At 48.7% G+C, this 19,505-nt stretch carries 17 protein-coding genes; 1 reads left to right on the top strand and 16 read right to left on the bottom strand.

Going from position 1 to position 19,505, the window contains the following annotated elements; genetic code table 11:
* Positions 1 to 4: 4 nt before the first annotated feature.
* The 9 genes from EV681_RS16165 to EV681_RS16125 form a co-directional block, all read right to left on the bottom strand.
* Positions 5 to 409 (bottom strand): ParB N-terminal domain-containing protein, encoded by a 405-nt coding sequence (locus EV681_RS16165; RefSeq protein ID WP_130304587.1) that lies wholly within the window; start codon positions 407 to 409, stop codon positions 5 to 7.
* A 428-nt stretch (positions 410 to 837) separates the two neighbouring features.
* The gene (locus EV681_RS16160; protein ID WP_130304586.1) at positions 838 to 1,665 is read right to left on the bottom strand and encodes a maleylpyruvate isomerase family mycothiol-dependent enzyme; all 828 of its coding nucleotides are present in this window, start codon (positions 1,663 to 1,665) and stop codon (positions 838 to 840) included.
* The gene (locus tag EV681_RS16155; RefSeq protein ID WP_130304585.1) at positions 1,649 to 3,238 is read right to left on the bottom strand and encodes an AMP-binding protein; all 1,590 of its coding nucleotides are present in this window, start codon (positions 3,236 to 3,238) and stop codon (positions 1,649 to 1,651) included. The genes EV681_RS16160 and EV681_RS16155 overlap by 17 nt, the downstream gene beginning before the upstream one ends.
* Positions 3,235 to 4,476, bottom strand: coding sequence for a thiolase family protein (locus EV681_RS16150; protein WP_130304584.1), 1,242 nt, complete (start codon positions 4,474 to 4,476; stop codon positions 3,235 to 3,237). The genes EV681_RS16155 and EV681_RS16150 overlap by 4 nt, the downstream gene beginning before the upstream one ends.
* A gap of 43 nt (positions 4,477 to 4,519) precedes the next feature.
* Positions 4,520 to 6,226: an FAD-binding protein gene (locus EV681_RS16145; RefSeq protein ID WP_130304583.1), complete on the bottom strand. Its 1,707-nt coding sequence runs from the start codon at positions 6,224 to 6,226 to the stop codon at positions 4,520 to 4,522.
* Between the two features lie 375 nt (positions 6,227 to 6,601).
* Entirely contained in the window at positions 6,602 to 7,870 is a 1,269-nt protein-coding gene (locus EV681_RS16140) for an amidohydrolase family protein (protein WP_130304582.1), read from the bottom strand.
* Positions 7,871 to 7,965: 95 nt separating this feature from the next.
* Positions 7,966 to 8,244 (bottom strand): MaoC family dehydratase, encoded by a 279-nt coding sequence (locus EV681_RS16135; RefSeq protein WP_165393078.1) that lies wholly within the window; start codon positions 8,242 to 8,244, stop codon positions 7,966 to 7,968.
* Positions 8,245 to 9,099: 855 nt separating this feature from the next.
* Positions 9,100 to 10,824 carry an FAD-dependent oxidoreductase gene (locus EV681_RS16130; protein ID WP_130304580.1) on the bottom strand — a complete coding sequence of 575 codons (1,725 nt, stop codon included), beginning with the start codon at positions 10,822 to 10,824 and terminating at the stop codon, positions 9,100 to 9,102.
* A gap of 382 nt (positions 10,825 to 11,206) precedes the next feature.
* A complete protein-coding gene (locus EV681_RS16125; RefSeq protein ID WP_130304579.1) occupies positions 11,207 to 12,322 on the bottom strand; it encodes a CaiB/BaiF CoA transferase family protein in 1,116 nt (371 codons plus the stop codon).
* A 243-nt stretch (positions 12,323 to 12,565) separates the two neighbouring features.
* On the opposite strand from EV681_RS16125, the gene EV681_RS16120 reads away from it, so the two are divergent.
* A complete protein-coding gene (locus EV681_RS16120) occupies positions 12,566 to 14,191 on the top strand; it encodes a sigma-54 interaction domain-containing protein (RefSeq protein WP_130304578.1) in 1,626 nt (541 codons plus the stop codon).
* Between the two features lie 403 nt (positions 14,192 to 14,594).
* Here the strand turns inward: EV681_RS16120 and EV681_RS16115 are convergent, their stop codons facing one another.
* The 7 genes from EV681_RS16115 to EV681_RS16085 all read right to left on the bottom strand — a co-directional run bounded on the left by EV681_RS16115 (position 14,595) and on the right by EV681_RS16085 (position 19,158).
* A complete protein-coding gene (locus EV681_RS16115; protein ID WP_130304577.1) occupies positions 14,595 to 14,969 on the bottom strand; it encodes an enoyl-CoA hydratase/isomerase family protein in 375 nt (124 codons plus the stop codon).
* Positions 14,875 to 15,072, bottom strand: coding sequence for a hypothetical protein (locus EV681_RS22860; RefSeq protein WP_423191216.1), 198 nt, complete (start codon positions 15,070 to 15,072; stop codon positions 14,875 to 14,877). The genes EV681_RS16115 and EV681_RS22860 overlap by 95 nt, the downstream gene beginning before the upstream one ends.
* Positions 15,073 to 15,076: 4 nt before the next feature.
* Positions 15,077 to 15,379: an enoyl-CoA hydratase-related protein gene (locus tag EV681_RS22855; protein ID WP_130304576.1), complete on the bottom strand. Its 303-nt coding sequence runs from the start codon at positions 15,377 to 15,379 to the stop codon at positions 15,077 to 15,079.
* Positions 15,380 to 15,460: 81 nt separating this feature from the next.
* Positions 15,461 to 17,038, bottom strand: a complete 1,578-nt coding sequence (locus EV681_RS16100; protein WP_165393076.1) for an AMP-binding protein — start codon at positions 17,036 to 17,038, stop codon at positions 15,461 to 15,463.
* Between the two features lie 44 nt (positions 17,039 to 17,082).
* Positions 17,083 to 17,427 carry a Zn-ribbon domain-containing OB-fold protein gene (locus EV681_RS16095; protein ID WP_278044087.1) on the bottom strand — a complete coding sequence of 115 codons (345 nt, stop codon included), beginning with the start codon at positions 17,425 to 17,427 and terminating at the stop codon, positions 17,083 to 17,085.
* A gap of 59 nt (positions 17,428 to 17,486) precedes the next feature.
* Positions 17,487 to 18,674: a thiolase family protein gene (locus EV681_RS16090; protein WP_130304573.1), complete on the bottom strand. Its 1,188-nt coding sequence runs from the start codon at positions 18,672 to 18,674 to the stop codon at positions 17,487 to 17,489.
* Positions 18,667 to 19,158: a MaoC family dehydratase gene (locus tag EV681_RS16085; protein ID WP_207227082.1), complete on the bottom strand. Its 492-nt coding sequence runs from the start codon at positions 19,156 to 19,158 to the stop codon at positions 18,667 to 18,669. The genes EV681_RS16090 and EV681_RS16085 overlap by 8 nt, the downstream gene beginning before the upstream one ends.
* Positions 19,159 to 19,505 lie beyond the last annotated feature (347 nt).

Here is a 19,505-nt window from a genome sequence, read left to right as displayed (position 1 = left end):
TCAACTATCGCAAATGTTCAATTTGAATATCGACTTGTGGTAATTGAGGAGAAAAAATGTGGCGTGTGGTTTTATACGAAAATACTCTTCCTGATTTGATTGCATTTTGAACACATGCTTGGTCAAATTGCTCGGCCGTATCCCAATCAAGGACTTCTACTCGCGGGTCTGAATATGCCAGCAATATGCACGGAAGATAGTTCAGATGTAGCATTTTTGCTGCTCTGTATCTGTGATTGCCGTCCATAATGAATCCGGATGCTGATTCTGCAATGATAGGCTCAAGCCACGAACCATCTTGTCGAATCTTATCGGTCAAATACCATACCGCTTCAAAATCCACCCCTTCTGATTGCTCGAAAAACTCAATGGGCTTGAATGTAACTACATAGCTCTGGTCGACATACATGTGTAAATCTCCCTTCCCAAAATACATTATGAATATCTATATGATAATGATATTGATTCCTATTATTAATTATACTAAAAATTCAAGCCTTTAAGCTACTTATGTCTATTTGTAAACTCTTAATCGTCCACCTTGTTGGTTAGATGCTTTGCTATTAACCCTCGCGATATGAAAACGTGTCAAATACGATTGGTATAAAACTGCCCTCTACCATCTAACAGCGGCCAAATGAAAACAGGCTGCCCTGTAAAGATGGGAGCCTGTTTGCAAATTCGTATTAATACGGATTTTCCACTAACTATAAAAATCGACAAAAAGTATACTCACTAATTGTGAAATTCCATTCTCACTAATTGTGGAATATTCTCACTTAATGTGGAATTCGACACTTACCTTCGTATATATTGAAGAAGTAATTGCCCGGCGAGTTAATGATCTAACACTTTTGGGTTCAAACTTTCGCGCGAAACGTTGCGACGACGATCACCCGGGAGCGGCGGATCAGACGGCGGCCCGGCAAAGCATTGTGCAATTGCCATCCACGATCCTCCCACAAAGCCCTCGACTTGCAACTGGGTATCTGCGACATTTCTTGTTTGAGTCACAACTTGGCAAAATTCAGTAGCACTGCCAAGGATGCGCTCTGCAGATTCAGCATTGTGCCAACGCCACAAGACGCCACTGGGGGCTGTCAACTCCAGCGTAGGAATCGGACCTGGAGGATTCATTCCACGGTTCCGAAAGGTCCAGGAGAACGTTTGCACTCCAATTTGAACGATATTTCTGATTCGGTCATGGTCTAGGCGCTCGATTCCCCATTCATCATAGATTGCCTGGCTGTGAGACCACGTTTCCATCAGTCGCGACGTAATACAGGTTCGAGCACTGAGATCCGGTCCGCCCCATTTTAGACGTATTTTGGGATCAGCTGTTGCGTATAGTTGTGCCGTTTTTTGACAATTACTCCACCAGCGATTTGTCAGGCTGATACCTTGTTCAGGCACAACCTTTCGTTCGAACAACCTGATACGGTTGGCTTCTATATAAGCAGGGATAGGGCCAAAAAAGTGCTGAAACGCTTCTGCACTTTGCATAGTCAAACGCGCAGCTTCGTCCCAGACGATCAAATGACGAAGAATGTCCGAGACTGTCCAGTGTTTGAACTTGGTCTCGACCAATAGATCCCGTTCGTCCATAGTTGAAAGCAATCGATATAGGTTTCTACATTCGTTCAGAAAATCACTCGCTTGCTGCATTTAAATCCCTATCGACAGTAAATACTTGGCACGCTTCACTTGCATCGTTGCTATTTTTGAGCAGCTTTCGAAGTTCAGATTTGAGAACCTTGCCATAGTCACTTTTAGGTAATTCTGACAGGATAATATACTCTTTAGGCCGTTTATACCTAGCGATATTGTCCATGCAAATAGCATCGAGTTCCTCCACTGAAAAATTGTATCCAGATCTCACAACGATGAATGCAACAACTTCTTCTCCCCAATCGTGATGGGGCCGGCCGACGACCGAAACTTCTAGTACGCCAGGATGAAGTAACAAAACTTCCTCAACTTCGCGTGGATATATATTGCTGCCGCCAGAAATGATCAAGTCCTTGGAGCGATCTTTGAGACTAAGATAACCATCGTCACTAATGCAGCCCATATCACCAGTAAAGAGCCAACCATCCCGCAGCGTTTTTTCTGTAGCCTCAGGATTATTCCAATACCCGTCCATGCAAACATCACTACGTGTAATGATCTCTCCTATTTCGCCTAATGGCAAATCCTTGCCATGGTCGTCAACGACTCGAAGGTTGACGCCTGTTCGAGCAATGCCCACTGAAGACAAATGCTCCTCATACCGCGGGTTACCGACATCGGCATGGGCTCGTTTAGACAGAAATGTCAACGTATTGGGCGTTTCACCTTGAGCATAAATGCCGACAAGTTTTGGACCGAAGGTATCGATGGCGCGTTTGAGATCTTCCACATACATTGGAGCCCCACCGTAGAAGATGGTCTTAACTCCGTTGAGATTGGCTTGTAATACAGCGGGATGATTAACCAAACGATTAAGCATCGTCGGTACGACGAAAAAAGTAAGATTATTATAGAGATGAGTCAACTCAAAAATTTCGGTCGGATCAAAGCCAGTGCTAACAGGTACGACATGATGCGAAGCCTTGGCTATGTGAGGTAAGGCGTAAAGCCCGCCGCCATGTGACATAGGCGCAGCGTGGAGCATGCAGTCTTGCTCGGTGACTTCGTCGATATCAGCAAAGTAGCGTAGCGTCATTGCCATTAAAGAGTGATGGGTTAATGTTGCTCCTTTGGGCCTACCGGTCGTGCCACTCGTATAGAACAGCCAGGCGGGATCACGAGCTTCGACTTCGGCGATTGGCATGGGAGTGGACGAAAAAAGGTCGCGATATGAATCGCTGCCAGCGACAATGACTCGTTCAATTGACGGCACATACTCTGGCAACGATGCTAGCTTGACAGACAGATCTTGTGTAATGAAACACCAGCGAGACCCCGAATGTTCGAGTGCATAATTAACTTCACGTTCATGCAGTTTTGCATTCATAGGAACAGCACAAAGTCCAGCATGCCAAATACCAAATAGGATCTCGAGATACTCGGGCGCATTGGTCATGGCAATACCTACTCTATCGCCTTTGACGAGTCCTGCGGACCGGATGGAAGCGGCAATCCGGGCGACCCTGTCACCAAATTGTTCGTACGAGGCATAGAGCTGGTCACCAAAAGAAATAGCTGGCCGATGTGCGAACGAGGACGCTGCAGTTTGCAAGAGAATGGCGATGTTCATGTACTAGGACCCTCCAAGATTGTGATGCAGGCGGCTCCTTCCTCAAAGCCGTGAAACCCCCCACCATTCTCCGCGATAGCGAAGCGGGCATTCGGAACCTGCGAAGCGCCCGCCTCTCCCCGGAGCTGGCGTGTCAACTCGAAAATCTGCCCCAACCCTGTCGCTGCAATTGGATGACCTTTCGATTCGAGTCCACCCGAAACATTGACCGGAATGCGGCCGCCCAGTTTAGTGTCACCACGCTCACTAGCAGGGCCGCCTTCGCCGAATTCAACAAAACCGAGATTCTCAATTTGAGAAATTTCAGCAAAAGCTGAAGCGTCATGCACCTCAGCTACCGAAATCGCTTTCGGCTCTATACCAGCAATCTCATAGGCCTGCGTCGCTGCGAGATGGCAAATATTCTTTCCGTACTCTTCGTAGCCCCTGTTGGTGCCGGAAGCCAATACGCTTGCGCGGATCTTGACCGCGCGTTTTCTAGCTTCGGCTGCCATCACGTCGCCTGCAGTCAGAACAATAGCTGCACCTCCATCGGTTACAGGAGCACACATTGGCAAGGTCAGCGGCCACGTTATCATAGGAGCTTTTAATACCTCCTCGATGGTCATATTCTTCTGATATTGCGCGAGCCGATTGAAGGTGGAATGATAGTGGTTCTTTGAGGAGACAGCAGCAATTTGCCGCTCAGTGGTTCCGAACGTTTTCATATGAAAACGTGCGAGAGCAGCGTAGATGTCCATGAACACACTGCGATTCGCTAAGTCCTCTTGATCTGAAGGGGAGGAAATACCTCTTCCCATCTCCATGACCTTCGCATAGGCCGTATCAGCGCAATGAACATCCCAAGCACCATCGAATAGTGCAAGACTTTTTGCCTTATCCGGGTGTGTCATTTTGTCAACGCCAACGACCAAAGCCACATCGCACATGCCTGCGCGAATGTAGGCGAAGGCCGCATGAAGGCCACTGGTCGAACTCGCACACGCATTCTCAACATTGATAATTGGTATGCGTTCGAAACCGAGCGGTCGCAGCGCAACTTGCCCCGCAATCATGTGTTGCCCCTCGAGCGGAGATTGCGAAGTATTGGAGTAAAAAATTGCACCAATATTAGAGTGCACGAGACCTGAGTCCTTGATCGCAGCCGAGACTGCGAACTCGGTCAGGCCTTTTACAGTGGCATCTGCGAACCGCCCAAATGCTGTCATTGCAGTACCGACTACATATACATCCCTCATATGAGGCTCCTATTTTGTGTTCGTCCAATGGACACAAGCATTTTTAGCTGAAGTCTCCAGCAGGGCATTCCGTGTCAAGCGTTCTGCCGGCGATATGACGCGCTGCACGGCGTGCAGAAAACACCCCATCGGAGAGAGACATGCCACTCATATATCGGTTAGCACATACGCCGATGGCGGCGCGACCAGCTGCATACAGTCCATGGATCGGCTTGCCATCGACGCTGATGACTTGCCCGCTCATCTCTCCCACGGTGAGTCCCCCGAGAGTCAGGAACGGCGCTAACATGAATTTATTCCAAACGGACATATTAATTGCATGGTATGGGCCTTCACCCAAGGCACGAAAATAATCGCTCGATTTCCCAAGGGGATCACCGTGACCAGATGCTATGGTAGCGTGACTGGTCTGAGCCTCTTCCTGCAACCCCCTTTCATCGATTCCGCATTTTTTTGCTAGTGCGTACAGCGTTCGCCCTTTACGGCTGCCCCCGAAAATCACATTAACCAACGCGGGGAGATACCACTGGACGAATTGACCATCACCCTTCGGCACCAATTGCTTACGCAACTTGCGCCACACCTCGGCGTCCAGGATCAGCCAAGCCATTCCGTCCGGTTGCTCAGCAATGGCCTCGCCTAATTCAGCGTTATAGGCATCCTCGTTATAAAAACGCCGGCCATGCCGATTGACGATCATACCTTCGACAAATGCCGCGGGGGGAGAAATGATTCGGCCGTAGAAGTTGTTCGACAGTTTGCGGCCTTCACCACCAACAGATTGTCCAAGTTGAATGCCACTGCCGTCGCAACCCATTGATCCCATACGCAACATCGCTGAGGCAAACTTAGCATAGTTCGGCATATACTGTTTAAGCATATGGGTGTTATAACAGAAACCACCAGTTGTTAATATCACTCCCCGCCTTGCTCGCAAGCGAATACGTAGCCCATTTTCATTCTCTAATGTCCGGGCTCGAGCGATAGATTTTTCGGCCTTTTCGAAAGTGAACGGCATTGGGCCAACGTTTTTATATTGCCGAAGATGATCTTTGTGATGTCTTACCGGCAGTGCTATCGCTTCAACACCTATTACTCGTCGATCAGTATCCTGAACTAAGCGGACTACTTTTGTATGGCGCTGTATAGGAATGAAGCGTTGTTCTACCGCCTTTTTTAATATGGAAAAATAGACGTGACCGGTATAACCCTTGCCGACGACGCGATGGCCTCGTACTGCCGGTCTTGCTTTAGCAGCATATGCTGGCAATGGCTCGTTTCCAGAATAATAAAGGAAATGACCATCCGGCGGGTATACTGTCTTGCTTGTATATGGGTTCCCACCGAACTCAACCCCCAGAAATCGAAGCCATTCTATGTTTGAGCCGCTTTCGTGGCAAAAGCGCAATAATGTTTCATCACTCACGGCATCTCCAGTCTCGATCCGCAAGTAGTTGTACATGTCTTGAGCACGGTCTACAATGCCCGCTTCAGCTTGAACTTTCGTTCCGCCAGCATAATGGACTCCACCGCTCAAGGCAGTAGCTCCACCGCCTTCGAAGCGATCAACGATAACAACATTGCAGCCCTGATCTGCAGCTTCGATCGCCGCGCAGGCACCTGCGCCTCCGAAGCCAACAACAATTACATCGGCTTCGACATCCCATTGAACTGCATCAGCTGAACCAAGTATAAGCGGCTCTTCAATAATAGCACCTTCCCCAGCAGGGGTTATATCTTGATCTTGCATTTCTATTATCTCCTCACTAGCATCTATAAATATTGATAATATATTGATTTAGTATGATTTTTTGTCATATTTTTTATTTGTATTCTCACCTCGAAAGGAGCTTTAGGTTTACTAAAAAAGACCGCTGCGAAAGTGCATAGAATTGTATTAACAAGAACGTCAACGCTGAAGCTATTTTTGGACGATAGTGTGCCTATGTAGGTCCCTGCTGAACACAAAATAATATTGATTTCGTTCCCGAAAATTACAAGGAATTTCCTGATACGCAGATGTATTATTCAACCATTTCAAGACGAACTCGAATTGTTCACGATTCGTGTATAGTTTGACTATCATTAACGATAGCATCGCCAGCACCCTGACCATCACACGTTCTCATGAACGTGCTTTAGGGACGAGAGTCGACCTTGCGAAGATTCCCGATTTCATTACGGATAAAATATTCTTGGCTGGATCGGAAAAGCCTTTTAACCCATCTTTCATTGGATCGAAATCGAGAACCAAAAGGTCAGCGATCTTTCCCTTGGCAATTGTGCCGGTATCGTCATTAAAGAAGTGTGCACCGTTGGCAGTGACCATTTCAATCACAGCGGCAGGCTCAAAACCCATTTCGTCGACGAACATGTTAATTTCATCGCCCCAAAAATTTGGAAAAAATCCGTATTTCGGGCCATAATCATCGCCAATCAGCATCTTGACACCGGCTTTTTGGGCTCGTTGTAGTATTTTTCCGGTGCGCTCAATATATGCTTCATCCTTGGGATAATATTGCATAAAGTCAAAGTACGGTTTTGTATCGTCCCAACGAATTGTCATCACCGTCATGCCAATTGTTGGGCAATAGTAGGTACCGTGTTTGATCATAGCCTCAATGCATTCGTCATCAAGATCATCGGCATGATCGATGATATCGATACCGTTTTCGATGCACTCTATGATCTGATCTTTATAATTCACATGACCTCGGATCCAGGCACCCCGCTCATGAGCTGCGTTAATCGCTGCTTTTAACTCATCCAAGCTAATGTTACGCATTCCGTGAGTGTGTGGAAATCCATGACCTCCTGACGGCAGCAGCTTCATCATGCGTGCACCACGCTGCGCTTGCAGACGGATGAACTTGCGAAATTCGTCTGGGCCCGTGCACTGACCTCCCTCGAGTCCTAGATTCTTAGCCTCGATCCACCACGGTGTAGCTGGAAAGTGCGCGCCGGTCGCAACAATATGGGGACTGCAAGGCACGATTCGCGGCCCCTCGCACACGCCTTCTGCCATTGCCATCTCTAAGCAGACGTCGGTATCATATACGCATGCCGTACCCAACGCGGAAGTGAATCCGGCGTTTAGGGCGATTCGCATATTCTTTATAGCATAAGCCATAGTAACGCCAGGGGGACGTTCGGATCCCAGGCTGAAGCCAGGCATGGTGCCTAGACCGTTATACTCAGCGTGAAAATGTCCGATACACATTCCTGGCATTACTGTTTTATCTGTCAGATCGTAAACGATGTCATCGATACTCTTTTCGACAGTGCCGGCGACGATATCAGCGATCCGATCCCTCTCGATAATGATGGTAATGCCGGAAGTTGTCCCGCCTGCACCATCAATCAAATTCGCGTGTTCAAGTATAACGCGGCTCATAGAGTCTCCTGGTACGGTTGTTATGTTGCTTTTGCAAAACTAAGGTTGCGTTTGGTTGGGCGAACCGATCAAGGTGCCCGCTTGTTCTGATATTCCTACATATTTTGAATTGCCATGCCATAGTAGCCTGAGAGATAAACCCGCCCGGAAGAAATAGAGAATGTCAGCGGCCCATGTGCGATTCTTCCTTCAAATGAGGTTGCTTTTGCATACGCCTCATCGAGGTGTAGCGAATAGAATTCAAAGGTTAAACCTGCAAAACCTGATATATGTGAGGCCTCGATTGTTCGCGCAGATGAGATGACAACATCGCCTGTTGCGAAATCTTCAAGTGACCTCTTAATGGGCCAAACTGACTCGGGTTTAATTGCCATGGAAAATGTTTTTCCTATGTCTTGTTTGTATGAAGTTATCTCAGTTGTAGCAAATCGCGTGCCAATTTTAGAAATCAAGTTGTTTCTCGTGATTCGCAAAATTCAAATCTTTTCGGGAGTTTTTTGTCCCCTTCAAAAACACATAAGTGTCCTTAGTGAAAACAAGATTCGCGTAAGACGGCTGATAACACCATCTTGATGAAAATCACAGAGCGACTCGATAGCCGAATTGCTCGCTAGATTAGTGATTCGACACAATAAGCCTATGGATCTATACTGCTCCATCCGATAAGATAGATCAATAGACGACAAATTAACTTCAAGTCAAGCGCGCGCGCCGCAGCTATACGTTCGACTTCGTTGCACCGCAGAGAAGCGCTATAGTATGCCTAAAAGTCCAGCGTAATATTTCTGAGAACTCAAGTCAAATAACACTTTATCAAGGTTCTTTGCCATGCAGAGTGTGTCCACACTATATCAATATCCGTAAATTGCTAGCGGCAGCTTTCATCAATTAGTAGAAAAGTTTCTTAGCAGCCTCAAAAAAAGCGCAGGTACAAAAACGATTCTACAAGACACAAGATATCGCACGCGTTGTTCTATTCTTCCGCATTAAGGTCTTCTACAACCATAGTCGTCTCGACTATCACATAGATGACATCAGTCCAGATACCTTCTAGCAGAACGCCGCGTAATACTGGCAAGTGCCGAATTCCCGATCAGTTTATAAAAACTTTAAACAAAAAGTACCATGTTACTTTCATGATGAAAGGCCACGAGTTTTCGAACTTAAAACTTGCCTAAAAAGTCATCAGTAAAAATATGTTGAGGACCCTCTTCTTCGCAGCAAGGCCATTAACTTGAACTCTTTGACGTGTGATCTCGGTTAGCGAGCATATCAGCTACATGATTGGCAGCAACGAATCCGAAGACCAGCGCGGGACCGAGCGTACTACCAGCCCCAGGGTAAACATCAAGAAATAACGAACTCGTCGTATTGCCTGTAGCATACAAACCATTAATACGGTCACCGGCCGTGTTTAGCACTCGAGCATACTCATCGACGCGCAATCCACCTTTAGTTCCAATGTCCCCCAGTTCCAACCTGATGGCATAGAACGGTGCCTTGTCTATCGGCCCCAGATTTGCATTGGGCGTTGCGCGAGCATCTCCGAAAAATTTATCAAAATCAGTCTCGCCACGATGAAACTCAGGGTCAATGCCTGACTTAGCGTACGAATTCATATTGTTAATAGTCGTCGTCAATACTATCGGATCAACACCTATCTTGCGTGCTAATTCGTCAATCGAATCGGCACGGTAGATAATATTGTCCCAATATTCTGGGGGAAGCCAATTATCGGAGCGCACCCATCCTGGCAGGATATCACTCGCAGGGAAATTTTTCCGATATTGAGCATCAAATATCATCCAACATGGTAGATTGGCTCCTGTCTTGCGATGGTCCTCGATCATCGCATTTCCAAAACGATCATAGGAAAGGGCCTCGTTGCAAAATCGCTTGCCTAGACGATTGACACAGATCACACCCGGACGGCTACGATCGAAAAATACTTGCCCCGCTAGTTCTGTATTGCATTTTCCAGGTAGCCTTATGGTCGGAACCCACCACGCGTTCCCCATGTTACCTATGTCCGCACCAATCATCTGGCCTAACAATATTCCGTCTCCTTCGTTGGCGCAGTCCGGTGTCAATGAACTGGCAACTTCCGTTGGTACAGTGTGATATTTATTGCGCATCTCTTGATTTTGTTCAAAGCCACCCGTGGCGAGGATAACAGCGTGTGCCTTCATCACTGAGTCGCTACCATTGTGCCTGAAACGGGCGCCAGATATACGTTCTTGATCCATTTCAATTCCGACGAGTCTCGTATTCAAAAGAAGAGGAATCCCGCGATCAATCATTGCTTTGCGCAAGGCGCCTACTTGGGCGCGTCCCATAGATAGGCGACTATCAACCTTGGTTCTCAGTCGCCAGCGAAAGTCAATCCAGTAGCCCGCGACGAGCTTGAACCCTTCCCAAAGCCACCCCTTCTGTCGGCTCATCAAGGCATAGGCACCTTTGAGATTTAGCGCATACCGATCAAACGCCAAAAATGACGGATAACTCGTTCGCATACGGAAGAGTTCTTTACCCAGGCGCTTACCATCAAAATCAACCGCTAACATTGTTCGTCCAGCCACCGCATCCGGCCGTTCAGAAAAATAGTCTGGATACCCTGGCGCTTGTTCAAGCCCCATTCCAACCGAGCGAGCATACTCAACCATGGCAGGTCCGTTATCAACGTAGGCTTGTAGTAATTGATTGTTGGCCTTGCCTTTTGTAACACCACGCAGGTACATTAGCGCCTTTTCTCTTGAATCCTTGCTCCCGAGGTCTGAATTATTGGGAATCCATACTCCACCACCCGAGAGAGCAGAGGTGCCCCCATAGTGATGACTTTTTTCAATTACAACCACCTTAAGCCCGAGATCATGGGCTCGTATCGCCGTGAGCATTCCACCGACTCCTGAACCCACAACTATTACATCCACCGACTTGATAGTGTTCTCGACCATCGTGACATTCCCTTTTTAAAATTATTTGACAGAAGTCCCCGACCACAATCAATAATCTGTAGTGGCCTAATGTGGACTCTCCACGTTTAAAACCTCGGACATTTAATACTTTCAATAGAACAGCAACAAGTGCTGTCAACGAAGATTTATATGCCAGAATAATAGAACTTCTCTATAAGATAAGATAGCAACGCTAGTACACCGAATACCGAGACAAACCAGTCATAGGACTTTACGAAACTCATCCAATATGAATTTACGACAAATGTGTGATCATGCAAGATCATTAGTCCGTCGACGAGCCACTTCTCGGGTTAATTGATCGGTAACAGTACTACATGGCTCCACATTCGAAATCTGATAATTAACCATCGCTTTTTTTTCAAATAAGCAACATGGGATCCTGCGTTTCGTTTAGGCGTGGTGCGCTCGCACAATGCGTCTGAGCACGAAATAGTGGCGCAATCGGAGTCGGCAATGCTGGCAACGTACGACCAGCAACCTCCAATTGATGCTCAAAAAGGCCACGCACCTTGACTTGAGCATCCTGAACGGCCTCCTGAAGGGTCACTACTATAGAGCAACAAACTTCTTGTCCCGCAAACACCTCACGCCAGTGCTCGGCATTGGCAGCGGCAATGCGCTCGCCCACCGCCGCTTTTACTATGGCTACAGGCGCGTCCGCCCGGCACAGTAACTCTGGCAGGCCAATAAGTTTGCAGAAGGTATTCCAGAATTTGTCTTCGAGCGGAGCCGCGGCGAGATAACTACCATCCTTAGTAGGATAGATCTGGTATCTCGGCGATCCCCCTGTAACGATCTCGTCGCCAGAACCTGGCCAACAGCCCATGCCGAAGCCTTTACCCAAGCCCCAGTACATGAAAGTAAACAGGTTATCGGCCATGCAAATGTCCAAGTAGCTCCCACACCCAGTACGATCACGTTGCTTCAGCGCCAAAAGTATGTTCATCACTGCAGGATAAGCACCACCAGCTATATCAGCGGCAAGAATCGGAGGTAAGACCGGTTCGCCAGTTGCTCCTTTGGTCAGACTGAGCAAGCCAGTTTCGGCCATATAATTCAAGTCGTGCCCAGCGTTCTTCGCCTTAGGTCCCGTCTGACCCCAGCCTGTAATGGAGCAGTACACCAGTTGCGGATTAATGCGACGAACCGCTTCGTAACCAAGCCCCAAGCGATCCATCACTCCAGGGCGGAATTGCTCGATCAGTACATCTGCACGTTCGATCAGCGGGAGAAGACGCATCAAGGAATGTGACTCCTTCAGGTCGATTGCTATACTCTGCTTTCCGCGGTTGAGCATTGAAAAATTTATGCTATCTTCGCCGATTTTTGGTTCATAGGAACGCATCTCGTCGCCCTGATCAGGCTTTTCTATTTTAACTACGCGCGCACCGGCCTCGGCCAGCAATAAACTGGCACAAGGACCAGGTAGCAGCGTACTGAAATCTAAGACTAGCAAACCGTCTAATGGTTGCATTTACAGCTCCAATTTGTTTTCTATTACTAAACTTAGGGGCGAATATGGCAAGCGTATTCGATATTAAGCAAAAGACATGCCATATTAATTTATTTAGTAGAATCAATAAGTTGTATATAAGTTTCGTTCGAACATAGTTGACAAGAATCATATTTTGATCTAATTTGCTTGCACTGGAGACATTCGAAAACATCGCTGTCCTTCAAAAAAACACAATTGACATAACACAAATGGAATTTCAAGATGGACTCGTCTTTCGAATTACTCTGCTTTGACGATCAGGGACAAATTACCTTCTGTACTTCTGGTGCAACCAGCTCAAACCTGCAGAAAAACTTGATGAAGAAACTTGCTACACTGGCACCTGGCCAGCGTATGTTGTCCTTGGAAGTAGATGAGGTTCCTCAGGTAGCAATTGTTATTAAAAATGACCACTACAGCCTAGTTGTCGTCCATCCTGATGAAGGAAATCGTGCCCTCTTCGACTTTATTGCTACTGTCGACATTGCCTTTGATATTCTTCATCACTTCATCACTAATCCGTACGAAGGTATTACTGTAGTAGATAGGGACGCCATATTGCGCTATATCAGCCCTGTGCACGAACGCTTCTTCGGATATAAACCTGGAGGTGCCGTCGGACAACCGGTAAAGGAAGTTATTGAGAATACACGTTTACATGAGGTAATACTTACAGGCAAAGCTCAGATTGGCCAAGTTCAGCGGATGCGCAACACCTCACGCGTAGTTAACCGTATACCTATTACCCGTGAAGGAGAGGTCGTAGGTGCCATAGGACGTGTATTGTTCCGTGCTCCCGAGGAAGTTCATGAGCTCAGCCGTCAAATTTCTTCACTACGTGCAGAAGTTAATTACTATGAAACGGAGCTAACTCGACTCCGCCATCGCACATTTGGTCTCGAGGAAATCATTGGAGAAAGTGAAGGTATTGTTAAACTTAAGGAAGCAATCAGAAAGGTTGCACCATTAGATGTTCCGATCTTTATTGCCGGCGAGAGTGGCACCGGCAAAGAATTAGTGGCCCATGCCATACATAATCTAAGCCGCCGAGCCGACAAGGCCATGGTAGTAGTCAATTGCGGTGCACTACCAGGCACGCTTGTAGAAAGCGAGCTATTCGGCTATGATTCGGGCGCATTCACTGGGGCAAAGCGCGAGGGACGTGCTGGCAAATTTGAGATGGCGGACCGCAGCAGTATTTTTCTTGATGAAGTGGGAGATCTACCCCAGGAGGCTCAGGTAAAACTACTCCGAGTTCTAGAAGGTAGCTCATTTGAACGTGTGGGCAGCAACCGCCAACGCACTACAGATTTTCGGTTAATCAGTGCCACTAATCGTGATTTGAAGCGAATGATCGCCGAAGAGGATTATCGAGCAGATCTTTATTTCCGGCTCAATGGAGTAACTCTCACGATTCCTCCACTGCGAGAACGCCAAGAAGATATTCCAATCCTAGTTCACCACTTCATCACAAAAATTTCAGGACGCGTTGCTTCGAATGTGCGTAGCATCACCCCGGAAGCATTGACTCTACTTAAAAACCTAAAATGGCCGGGAAATGTGCGACAGTTACATCATGAAATCCAGCGAGCTATCATATTCGCCAACCACCATGAACTATCGCTTGGTAATTTCGCGGAACTTTATGAAGAAAGCCGGACTCCGCATGGAAACAATCTTGAAGAAATATCCAATATTACTTCCATGAAAGATACCGTCGGCGACGTGGAATCGAAGCTTATAAGGGAAGCAATTATTCGATTTGACGGGAATAAAAGACGTGCAGCTGAAGCACTAGGGATCTCTAGATCCTATTTATACAAACGTCTCGCCGAGCTTGAGCTATAAACCAAAGCACTGCGTTCGTCTCGCATACGCTCTATATTAAGCTCTTTAAGCTGAAATGATATTCAGATAAAGAGTTTCACTTGTGAGCCAATATGGGTGTTTCCCTAATGTCAAATATGAAATAGTTGCAACTGGCGTGCATAATGCAGCACTGACCTATGTATCGGCTACGGTTGCGACTAAGAAAAAAAAATTATAAATAATCTAGCGTTACAACTATTTCTAGAAGGTCGCATCGAGGTCAAAATCATTTGGCGCTTATTCAAACCAGGTACAATGCGAGCATTGCGCCAAAGAGTATCGCCTCTCAAATAGAGAAGTCTACAGAATCGATCCAGCGGGCAGTCTAACCCAGTAAGTACGACTGTCCCCTTTCCTCTCTTAGTCAGCCACTTCGTAAGCGCTAGGAATGTCCCGAAGAGCGGCTGCGAACAAACGCCTCAGCAGCTTTTCGATTCGGTTCACGTTCGCGGAAAATCAACGCATAGGAAAGGGATGCATCCATTACGCTGACAACAAGTTGCTTCAGTGAAACATTGACCGCCATTGTTGCGGCCTGAATAGCCAGTTGTGGCATGCGAGCCAACTTGTCCGCGAATACATCTGTCGCTCCATCGAGCTCTTCCAATGGCAACGCGTGGTACATCAGTCCAATCTCGACCGTCTTCTCCATCGCAATAAGATCACCCGTCATCAGGTACTCCTGGGCTCTCGCGTGACCAATCATCTGCGGCCAGTTCACCGCCGAGCCATCGCCTGCCGTGCCCCACGAGGACATGAGGACCGCCTATTTTCGCGGATCTATTCCCGAAGACAACATCACAGAAGAGAGCCAAAGTTGCGCCTAAGCCCGTCGCGTGACCGTTCAGCTTTGCTAGGATGGGCTTACGGCAATCGAGGATGGTGCCGACGATGCGTTTTTCTTCCGTGAAGGCCGATCATAGAACGCTTATTCCTTGACGAGATTCTCATGCATTTAACATCTTCGCCAGCACAGGACACAGAGCCGTTTCTGGTCAGGACAACGATGTCGGTTTCCGGATCGCTGTCCTGGTCGTAGAAGATGTTCGCAAGCTCCTCATGGAGCGTTGCATTGGTAGAATTGCGCACATCCGGACGATCAAGCACGATTATCGTGATACGTCCCCGACGGGAAATAACAATGGAGTCATAAACTCGCAAAAACACACCTCCCTAGTTGGCCATCACAAGGGCGCATCGCCTCATTGAACGCGCTTGATCTCCCCGGTCGGGCTACTGAGTCGGTTGTCAGATCACTGTCCGAACGACACCTTTAGCAGTCAGCTTTATGCCCGCCTCCTCACGATCCCAAGCTGCCGCACGCTCGCGTTTGCGCAGATCCCCCTTCGCCACTTTATGGTTTGGAGTACGCGGCAACTCGTCGATGAACTCGATGTATCGGGGCACCATAAAATGGGGCATACGATCGACGAGAAAGTCGAAAAGCTCCTCGTGGCTTACACCTGCTCCAGGTTGCTTCACGACATAGGCAAAAACGTCATCTTCCATCTCGTTGGAAGGAACGCCGATGATGGCACTCTCGGATACCGAAGGGTGCTGGTTAATCTCGGCTTCCACTTCAATCGACGAGATGTTTTCACCTCGCCGTCGTAGCGCATCCTTATTTCGATCCACAAAATGATAGTTGCCCTCAGCATCGATTTTGAACAGGTCGCCGGTGTGGAACCACCCGTCTGTCCATGCCTCCGCGGTCGCCTCAGGCATATTGAGATAACCTCGGGTTATCACACTTGGTTCAGTGTGCCGTACAACGAGTTCGCCTATCGAACCTGTGGGAACATCGTAGCCGTCAGCATCAACCAGCCGAAGCTGCCAATCTGACGATGCGGCCTTGCCGGCTCGGTTCATATTGCTTGTTCCTGCATCCGTCCTGAGCGGACCCGGCACTTCTGACATAGCATAACCTGTGAAGAGCTCCACGTTGAAGCGTTTACTAAACTCCTCCGTTTCAGGAATGTAGGGAACCAGACAAGCGACCCTTATCGGGTTGTCGGCATCGTCCGGCTTGGCAGGCTGCCGGAAGAGAAATCGCGCCATGGCTGCCATAAAGGTGCATGTTGTAGCGCCCATGCGTTTGACCGCTGGCCAAAAATCCTCAGTACGAAAACGCTCAACGACGGCAATGGAGCCGCCCCGCACCAACATGGTGTAGAGCCAACCGGTGCCTCCGACATGGAACATCGGCAGACACAGAAAACATCGATCTGTTTCGTTCAAATCCCGCCCATACCAATCGGCATAAATCTCGTGGTGGCGATATGAGCATCGAACAGCCTTTGAGGGGCCTGTTGTGCCCGAAGTATAGATATAGACCATGTCGTCGGTCGCCTTACGACGGCAGATTTTCGGCGGCTCCACTATCTCGCTTTCTTCAAGATCAGCCCATGCCACATGCTTGACATCGAGTTTCCGCAGAGGCCCGATACCAACAACAACAATCGTCTTGATGTACGGCAGATCAAGCCCCCTGAGGCGCTCATATAGATCGTCCGACACGATCAATATCTCGCTTCGAGGAAGATTTAACGCGTGTTGTAGAATCCCACCACGATAGGCCACGTTTATGGGCGCGTAAATGGCGCCGGCGGCATTCGCCCCAAAGAATACTGCGATCGCTTCTTCTCCATTCGGGAGAAGTGAGAGCACAGATTGTCCAGGTTTCACTCCAAGGCGTGAAAGGGCGTTACTCACCCGCCATGAAAGCCTCAACGCCTCCGCATATGACCACTGCGTCCCCGTCTCGAATACAGCGAAGATTTTGTTCGGCGTTTCACGCGCCCATTTATTTAGTAGGTCCTGGGTCAATTTATCGAATCCCCCCCAAAAATTTATATCTAGTAAAAAGCATGTCAACCCTTTTGGAACCACGCTACCGGGCGACGCGCAATTTCCTCAGTGGGCGCCGGCATGAACTGGACAGACATGTCACACTGATACGATGAGAATTCACCATCTTCGTCCGCTGACAGCCGAACCAAAAGTTGCGGCCCCTCACTGAGCTTCACGATGCCAATACAGTAAGGAGTATCTTCGGCAAAGTCATTGGGCGAGGCTGCCCGCACGACTGTGTAGCTGAGCAAGGTTCCCTTGCCGGAAACCCGGATCCAAGACAGATCGGATGAATAACAGTGCGGACACCGAGCTCGGGGATACATATTGAGCTCTCCGCACGAATCACAGTTTTGCACGTGCATTTCCCCATTGATGAGGTGTTGCTGATATTCTGATTGAAGCGTCATATTAATTGTCCTTGTTAAGCCACACGTTCCATAAGCAGTACTTGAGCATCGCTGTAGCTGCCGCCAGTACCACCGACGATTCCGCGCTCGGCACCCCTAATCTGCCTCTCTGGAGGCGCTTCGTGCATAAGCTGCCTTACGCCCTCCACTAAAAGTGCCAATCCGCCGCCGATCCCGATATGACCTGCGCCGATCAGCCCGCCATTAGTGTTGACAGGAAAACGCCCTCCCGGAGAAAACTCTTTGCCTGCAAACATCCGAGCAGCCTCCCCCTTCGGAGCCAACCCAAGACCTTCAAGCCCGACCGTGAGGACGCTCGGGTATGAATCGTAGATCTGGGCGAAATCGGCGTCCTGAGCCGTCCAGCCTACTTTTGCGAAAGCACGCTCAGAGGCCTTGGGCCAACCGAGAGTCCCGAGATCCTTTTCCTGACCGATGCTAAAATGCGTCACCGAACCGCCGCCGGCGACGATCTCCACTATGGGACGCTTGAGTTCCTTGGCCCGTTCCGATGTTGTCATGACAAAACCTACACCGCCGTCCGCCATCATAGGACATTCGAAGCTGTGCAGGGGATCGGCCACCAGGCGTGAGTTCAACACCTTTTCGACAGTCAGCTTCTTGTCTCGCCAGGCCCCATTCGGATTGAGATTGCCCCATTCGCGTAATGCTACGGTAACAGCAGCCATTTCTTCCTGCGTCGACTTGCTCTCATGCATGTAACGCTGCATCAAAAGCCCACCGATAGCATTGAAGGACAAGCCTGCCGGCCTTTCCCACTCTCGCGGAATACCGTTGTGAGTGAGCATTTCGACCATTTCTTCGACCGGCAGGGTTGCCCAACGCTCTGCCTGCAGGACTAAAACCGTCTCAGCGTCCCCGGCTTCGATCAAGCTCGACGCGACGCGGGCCAGATTATCACTGGTCGAACCGCCCGAATGAACGAGCATGTTAGTTGTCAGACTGCCAAGAACACCGAACTCCTCAGCAAAACGCGAGAAAATCAGGTCCGCTTGAGCATCAGGAGAAAACATCGGCGCTCCGAACAGGATCACATCGATATCTAGTGGAGTGAGCCCGGCATTATTGAGCGCAAGCAACGCGACGTCAGTCAGATCACCCATGAAGGTCCGGTCACCGAACCGGCCCGCCTCAAGCTCGCCGATACCGACGAACGCGGCTTTCCGAGTATGATTAACCATGGGACACCTCCGGATTGCGGCGTTTAGCCAACATAACCATACTATAGGTCATAACCTCCTCCTCCTTCTGATTGAGTACGCTATAGATTACAGTGAGTTTACCGAGATTGGGGCGCTTCCATTCATCGAGCCCTACCACTTCAGCGCGAACACGCAGTGTATCTCCTGGACGCACCGGCAGCAGTGCTCGCATATTCTGGCACTCCAGCATGTTCTGGATGGCCATTCCATAATAGCCGGATTGGTACATCAAGCCCGATGAAATCGAGAAGGTCAGCGGACCATGTGCGATCCGACCACCAAAGGGCGTTTTCTTGGCGTATTCTTCGTCGACGTGCAACGGGAAAAAATCTCCCGTCAACCCAGCGAACGTAGAGATGTCTGACGCTTCGATCGTCCTGCCATCGCTGACGATGATGTCTCCTAGTTTGAAATCCTCGAATGCCCGTCCTAGCTTCCCCGCCTGATGTAACCTTTCGCTCATTTGCTTTCTCTCCATGATATAGATGATCTCGCCTCAGCCAAACACGACCGTTTGACGGACTCGTTAGTTAGGCGTTTAGCAATTTACGTGCCAAACTATCTTGTTTCGCTCAATGCCGCTTGGAGTGAGGCGTCCATCCCGCCGAGAGCGCTTTGAACAGAAATGAAAGGTATGTCGTCAACGCGGACATATGGCGGTGCTAGTGCGTCTTTCAGAGACAGTTTATAGCCGCATGCCCTCGCTGCCAGACTATCCCAGCCGCCAAAACCGCCACCTTGAACAATTGGCACGAACCTTGCTGGTAACCCATTGCTGATAATCCATCTAAAAGACAGCGGCAGTTATGG

It is taken from the genome of Advenella incenata, assembly GCF_004217095.1.
GTDB lineage: Bacteria > Pseudomonadota > Gammaproteobacteria > Burkholderiales > Burkholderiaceae_B > Advenella > Advenella incenata.
The sequence above is the reverse complement of the archived record's forward strand: the minus strand, read 5'-3'. Positions and strand labels throughout refer to the sequence as shown.

What these genes read in the sequence shown, in the direction of transcription:
- EV681_RS16165 (WP_130304587.1), bottom strand. Translation starts at nt 409, where the DNA reads ATGTATGTCGACCAGAGCTATGTAGTTACATTCAAGCCCATTGAGTTT.
- EV681_RS16160 (WP_130304586.1), bottom strand. Translation starts at nt 1,665, where the DNA reads ATGCAGCAAGCGAGTGATTTTCTGAACGAATGTAGAAACCTATATCGA.
- EV681_RS16155 (WP_130304585.1), bottom strand. Translation starts at nt 3,238, where the DNA reads ATGAACATCGCCATTCTCTTGCAAACTGCAGCGTCCTCGTTCGCACAT.
- EV681_RS16150 (WP_130304584.1), bottom strand. Translation starts at nt 4,476, where the DNA reads ATGAGGGATGTATATGTAGTCGGTACTGCAATGACAGCATTTGGGCGG.
- EV681_RS16145 (WP_130304583.1), bottom strand. Translation starts at nt 6,226, where the DNA reads ATGCAAGATCAAGATATAACCCCTGCTGGGGAAGGTGCTATTATTGAA.
- EV681_RS16140 (WP_130304582.1), bottom strand. Translation starts at nt 7,870, where the DNA reads ATGAGCCGCGTTATACTTGAACACGCGAATTTGATTGATGGTGCAGGC.
- EV681_RS16135 (WP_165393078.1), bottom strand. Translation starts at nt 8,244, where the DNA reads ATGGCAATTAAACCCGAGTCAGTTTGGCCCATTAAGAGGTCACTTGAA.
- EV681_RS16130 (WP_130304580.1), bottom strand. Translation starts at nt 10,824, where the DNA reads ATGGTCGAGAACACTATCAAGTCGGTGGATGTAATAGTTGTGGGTTCA.
- EV681_RS16125 (WP_130304579.1), bottom strand. Translation starts at nt 12,322, where the DNA reads ATGCAACCATTAGACGGTTTGCTAGTCTTAGATTTCAGTACGCTGCTA.
- EV681_RS16120 (WP_130304578.1), top strand. Translation starts at nt 12,566, where the DNA reads ATGGACTCGTCTTTCGAATTACTCTGCTTTGACGATCAGGGACAAATT.
- EV681_RS16115 (WP_130304577.1), bottom strand. Translation starts at nt 14,969, where the DNA reads ATGTCCTCGTGGGGCACGGCAGGCGATGGCTCGGCGGTGAACTGGCCG.
- EV681_RS16095 (WP_278044087.1), bottom strand. Translation starts at nt 17,427, where the DNA reads ATGCACGTGCAAAACTGTGATTCGTGCGGAGAGCTCAATATGTATCCC.
- EV681_RS16090 (WP_130304573.1), bottom strand. Translation starts at nt 18,674, where the DNA reads ATGGTTAATCATACTCGGAAAGCCGCGTTCGTCGGTATCGGCGAGCTT.
- EV681_RS16085 (WP_207227082.1), bottom strand. Translation starts at nt 19,158, where the DNA reads ATGAGCGAAAGGTTACATCAGGCGGGGAAGCTAGGACGGGCATTCGAG.